This is a genomic window from Thermodesulfobacteriota bacterium, assembly GCA_040758155.1.
Classification (GTDB): Bacteria; Desulfobacterota; Deferrimicrobia; order Deferrimicrobiales; family Deferrimicrobiaceae; genus UBA2219.
Map to the genome: position 1 here is coordinate 1 of JBFLWB010000098.1, position 5,993 is coordinate 5,993.

4 protein-coding genes are annotated in these 5,993 nt (G+C 66.6%); all 4 read left to right on the forward strand.

Annotation, left to right across the window (positions count from 1 at the left end; all coding sequences use genetic code 11):
* A partial coding sequence (gene glnD / locus AB1346_05785) for a [protein-PII] uridylyltransferase (protein ID MEW6719940.1) occupies nucleotides 1-2,159 on the forward strand: 2,159 nt, incomplete at its 5' end.
* A gap of 19 nt (nucleotides 2,160-2,178) precedes the next feature.
* Nucleotides 2,179-2,679, forward strand: coding sequence for a metallophosphoesterase (locus tag AB1346_05790; protein MEW6719941.1), 501 nt, complete (start codon nucleotides 2,179-2,181; stop codon nucleotides 2,677-2,679).
* Nucleotides 2,680-2,681: 2 nt separating this feature from the next.
* Nucleotides 2,682-3,578 (forward strand): site-specific tyrosine recombinase XerD, encoded by an 897-nt coding sequence (gene xerD / locus AB1346_05795; GenBank protein ID MEW6719942.1) that lies wholly within the window; start codon nucleotides 2,682-2,684, stop codon nucleotides 3,576-3,578.
* Nucleotides 3,579-3,641: 63 nt separating this feature from the next.
* Nucleotides 3,642-5,993: CBS domain-containing protein (locus AB1346_05800; protein MEW6719943.1), on the forward strand; the 2,352-nt coding region annotated here is incomplete at its 3' end.

Sequence of the window (5,993 nt, forward strand, 5' to 3'; positions counted from 1 at the left end):
TCGACCGGTTCATCTACTACGCCTCGGGCGACCGCTTCATCGACCGGAAGATCGAGGAGATGCGCTCGCGGCACGAAAAAGTGGGATCGACGGTCTTCCTCCTCGAGCCGAACGTCAAGGAGGGCCGGGGCGGGCTGCGTGACCTTCAGACGGCCGTCTGGACCGCCCGGGTGAAGTACAAGTGCCGGAACCTTGCGGAGCTGCGCCAGAAGGGGGTCGTGGACTTTCGGGCCGTCGAGGGGATCCGGCTCGTCATGGACTACCTCCTCCGGGTCCGCAACGAACTCCACTACGTCCTCGGGAAGAAGTCGGATGTTCTCACATTCGAGGCGCAGGAGCAGATCGCGGAGCGGTTCCGGTACCGGAAGCAGGGCGTCAGCCTCGGCGTGGAGCGCTTCATGAAGTCGTACTACCTCCATGCCGCCTCCGCGGCGCAGCTTACGCAGGAAATACTGGAAGGAGTGGGGAGGCCGCTTCCGGACGATGCGCCCCCCGCCCTCAAGTCGTTTTTCTCCCTCCGGAGGCGATGGGTCGGGAACGAGGGAATCCTCTACAAGGGGAAGCTGCAGGTCAACGACAGCGCGGCCCTGGAGAAGGAGCCGATCCGGATCTTCGAGTTCTTCCGGACGTTGCAGCAGACGAAGTCGATCCTTTCCCTGCAGGCGAAACGGATCCTCCAGGGGACGCTTCCCGTCATCGGGGAGGAGTTCCGGGGGGATCGCGAGGCGGCCGCCCGGTTCCTGGAGATCCTGGGCGACCCGGCCCACCTGAGGGAGACGCTCCTCGCCATGAACGAGTGCCTCTTCCTCGGCCGGTTCATCCCCGAGTTCGCCCCGCTGTACTGCCGCGTGCTTCGGGACATCTATCACGTCTACACGGCGGACATCCACTCCATCCGCTGCGCGAGCGTCCTGGCGCGGATCGCCGTGTCGGACCGGCGGACCCCGGAGGAGGAGGGGTTCCTGCGGATCTACGGGACGGTCCGGAACAAGGCGCTGCTGACGCTGGCGATCCTGCTCCACGACATCGGGAAGGGGAAAGGGCACGGCCACTCCCGGATCGGCGCGGAGATCGTCGGGCGCATCGGGGCACGGTGGGGGCTGAAGGAAGAGGAAATCTCCGATCTCGTGTTCCTCGTGGAGCAGCACCTTCTGATGGCCAACGTCTCGCAGAGACGCGACCTCCACGACATCGAGATGATCCTTTCCTTCACGGAGACCGTCCGGACCCCCGCGCGGCTCGACATGCTCTACCTGCTGACCTACGCGGACATGAGGGAGGTGGGGCCCGACGTCTGGAACCAGTGGAAGGCGATGCTCCTGGGCGAGCTGTACGAGAAGGCTCGCAACGTTCTGGAGCAGGGGGTGCTGAAGCATCCGTTCGAGGAGCGGGCATTCCTTCGGCGGCGGATGGTGGAGGAGTTGCTCCGGGACGAGCCGGGCGATTCGGGGGTCCGGTTCGTCGCGCGGGTGGACGATCGGTATCTCCTCGCGACGCCGGACTCCCGGTTCACGGCGCATTGCCGCCTCCTCGCACGTTTCGACGGAAAGACCCCCATCGTGGAGGCGATCGACTCCCCGGAGGCGGGGGTGACGGAGTTCATCGTCCTCTGCCCGGACGAGCGCGGGATCTTCGCCAAGATCGCGGGGACCCTCTCGGCGAACGGCTTGAACATCCTGAACGCCTCCATCGCCACGACGCTCGACGGGGTGGCCCTGGACACCTTCTACGTGAACTGGCGCGGGAAGAGCCTCCGGGGGGAGGCGAAGAAGGAACGGGTGGCCGCGGACCTCGCGGCCGTCCTCTCCGGACGCCTGTCCGTGGAGACCCTCATCGCCGCGCCGAAGGTGGGAAAATTCGTGCGCGACAAGGTCCCACGTTACCGCCCGACCAAGGTGAAATTCGACAACGCCTCCTCCTCCCGGTACACGGTGGTCGACGTGTTCACGTACGACCGGATCGGGCTGCTCTACGACATCACCAGCACGCTCACCTCGCTGGGGATCGACATCCACCTCTCGAAGATCTCGACGAAGGCCGACCAGGTAGCCGACGCGTTCTACCTGGTCGACCGCGACGGGAAGAAGATCACGGATCCCGAACGCCAGGAGGAGGTCCGTCAGGCCGTCCTCCAGGCCATCGGAGAGGAAAGGGAATGAGGGGGACGGGAGCGATCCGTTGAAGGCGGGTATCCTCTCGGACACCCATGACCGGCAAACAGCGGCGGAAGCGGTCCTGGAACTGTTCCGGTCGGAGGGGGTCGAAGTCATCCTCCACCTGGGCGACGTCTGCTCCCCGGAGATCCTGGCGGGATTCCGGGCGTCGGGGATCCCGATGATCGGGGTCTTCGGGAACAACGACCGCGACCGCGACGGGCTCCAGGAGGCGACCGGCGGGGCGTTCCTCGAAGGGCCCGCCGTGCGGGAGCTGGGAGGGCGCGTCGTCCTGATGGCGCATTCGTTCCGGGAGATGCAGACCGAGCTGGGGGAGCCGGGCCGGTTCGACCTGGTCCTCTTCGGCCATACGCACCGCTCCATGACGATGCGCGTCGGAAAGGCGCTCGTGATCAATCCCGGGGAGGCGTGCGGGCTGACGCAGGGGAAGGCCACCTGCGCGGTTGTGGACCTCGACACGATGGAGGCCCGGATCCTGGAGGTCTCCCTCCCGGAGGCGGGGTAGCGATGGACAACGACGCTCTCGCCGAATCGTACCTGCTCCACCTGTCCACGGAGCGGCGGCTTTCCCCGAACACGCTGGAGTCGTACGGCGCCGACCTGAAGCGGTTCGTCGGATTCCTGGAAGAGCGGGGGATCGGGGCCGCGCAGTTCAACCGCGGGCACTTCCTCTCCTACCTCACCGCCCTGCGGGAAGGCGGGCTGTCCTCCCGCTCCGTCTCCCGCCACGTCTCCGCGCTGCGCGGTTTTTTCCGGTTCATGGTCCGCGAAGGGCGGCTGCAGGCCAGCCCCATCGCGGAGGTCCGGCCCCCGAAGCCGGGACGCCCTCTGCCGAAATACCTCACGGTCAGCCAGGTGACGCGGCTGCTCGAGGCGCCCGACCGGCAGCGCGCCACCCCGGAGGGGATCCGGGACAAGGCGATGCTGACGCTGATGTACGCGTCGGGGCTGCGCGCGTCGGAGGTCGTGTCGCTGCGGATGGAGAACGTCGAAGAGAACGCCGGTTTCCTGCGGGTCCTGGGGAAGGGGAGCAAGGAGCGGGTCGTCCCGGTCGCCGACGCCGCGCTGGCCGCCCTTCGGGAATACGTGGAGGCGGTCCGTCCCGATTTCCTGAAGAAGCGGCCCACGAACGCGCTGTTCCTCTCGCGGCTGGGGAGGCCGATCACGCGGCAGACGCTGTGGAACCGGATCCGGTACTGGGCGCTGGCGGCCGGGATCGAGGAGAAGATCTCCCCGCACGTGCTGCGGCACTCCTTCGCGGGGCATCTGCTCGCGGGAGGGGCGGACCTGCGGGCCGTCCAGGCGATGCTCGGGCACGCCGACATCGCGACCACCCAGATCTACACCCACGTCACCCCCGAGCGGCTGCGGGAGATCCACCGGAAGCACCACCCGCGCGGCTGACGACCCGTTCACCGTCCGGAGCGGCCAGGCGATTTTTTCCCCAGGTTCCCGTAAGATGGAACCGTGGATGTCATCACCACCCATGTGAACGCCGACTTCGACACGATCGCCTCGATGCTGGCGGCGCAGAAGCTCTACCCGGAAGCGGTGTGCGTCCTCCCCGGCGCGCCGGAGGAGTCGGTCAAGGGATTCCTCGTCCAGTCGGCCTTCTACACCCTCCCCATGCGGAAGCCGCGCGAGATCGACCTGAAGAAGGTCACGCGCATGATCCTGGTGGACATCCGCAACAGCGCGCGCATCGGGATGTTCGCGGAACTGGTGGGGAAGCCGGGGGTGGAGATCCACGTTTACGACCACCACCCCGGGGATGCCTCCGACATATGCGGGAACGTCGAAGTCATCCGCAACGTCGGGTCCACCACCACGATTTTCGTGCAGATCCTCAAGGAGCGGGGGATTCCGATCTCGCCGGACGAGGCCACGGTGATGATGCTGGGGATCTACGAGGACACGGGATCGCTGATCTTCCCCTCCACCACGATCGAGGACTACCAGGCGGCGGCGCACCTGCTTTCCTGCGGCGGACGGCTGGGGGAGGTCGCTGACATCCTGGCCCGCGACATGACTTCCGAGCAGGTCTCCCTGCTGTACGACCTGATCCAGGGAGCCCGCTCGTACACGATCCACGGCGTGGAGCTGGTGATCGCCGAGGCGCGGCGGGAGGAGTACGTCGGTGACCTCGCGCTCCTGGTGCACAAGCTGCGCGACATGGAGGCGCTGAATGTCCTCTTCGTCCTGTGCCAGATGGGCGACCGGGTGGTCCTGGTGGGCAGGAGCCGGAAGCCCGAGGTGGACGCCGGGGCGGTGATGCGCGAGTTCGGCGGCGGCGGGCACTCGTACGCGGCGTCCGCGTCGGTCAAGGACGCCACGATCTTCCAGGTGCGGGAGAAGCTGTTGCGGGTGCTCTCGGCGAAGATCATCCCGCGCCGTACGGCCGCCGACCTGATGGTGTCCCCCCCGCGGACCGTGAACGAGGACGACCCGATCAGCGAGGTCGACCGGATGCTCGCCCGCTCGGGCATCAACGCCGTTCCCGTCATGCGGGGAATGGAAGTGGTCGGCACCATCACCCGCCAGGTGGTGGAGAAGGCGTCCTACCACGGGCTGGGCGACGAGCGGGTGGCGGAATACATGAACGGCGACTTCGAGGTGGTCGCCCCCGGGGACGGGATCGAGCGGATCCAGGAGGTCGTCATCGGGAAGAACCAGCGGCTGGTCCCGGTGGTCCGGGAGGGCGAGCTGGTGGGCATCATCACGCGGACGGGTCTGCTCCAGTTCCTCTACGACGTCCGGGACGTCAAGCACCCGGACACGGGAGAGGACATCCCCATGGAAGGCGCGATGGCGCGCCCCAAGAACGTCGCGTACCTGATGCGGGAGCGCCTTCCGGAGCGGGTGATGAAGCTCCTGCAGGCGGCTGGGGAGTGCGCGGACCGGCTGGGGATGCGGGCCTACGTCGTCGGCGGATTCGCCCGGGACCTGCTGATGCGGGTGGAAAACCTCGACGTGGATATCGTCGTGGAGGGGGAGGGGATCCGCTTCGCCGATGCCTTCGGGTTGCAGGAGGGAGCGCGGGTCCGGTCCCATCACAAGTTCGCCACCGCGGTGCTCGTTTTCCCGGACGGGTTCAAGATCGACGTGGCCTCCGCCCGGGTGGAATATTACCTGGAGCCGGGGGCCCTCCCTACAGTGGAGTACAGCTCGCTGAAGCAGGACCTGTACCGGCGCGACTTCACCATCAACACCCTGGCGATCCGGCTGAATCCGGCCGGGTTCGGCGGGCTGATCGATTTCTTCGGCGCCCAGCGGGACATCAAGGAGAAGGGGATCCGGGTTCTGCACTCCCTGTCGTTCATCGAGGACCCCACGCGGATCCTGCGCGCCGTCCGGTTCGAATGCCGCTTCGGGTTCTCGATCAGCCGGCACACCTTGAACCTCATCCGGAACGCGGTGCGGCTCGATCTTGTGCGCCGGCTTCCGAAACCCCGTCTTTTCAGCGAGTTGGAACTGATTCTTCAGGAATCGGATCCGGTTTCCATTTTCACACGCCTCGCCGAGATGGGGGTCGGGCCGTCGATCCATCCAGCGCTCACGCTCGACAAGGAGCAGATCCGGCTCCTCGAGGAAACCCAGGAGGTACTGGCCTGGTTCTCTCTGCTGTACCTTGATGAGAAGGTCGAGAAATGGGCGGTCCTGTTCCTCGCCCTCCTCGATCCCCTGTCGTCATCGGAGGCGAAGCGGCTGGCCAAGGAACTGGGGGTCCGTTCCCGCGTTAGGGAGTGGGTCCGGGTGTCCAAGGATGAGGCGATGGGGATCGTCCAGCAGATGATCCTGACCCCCGCGATCACCCGGACA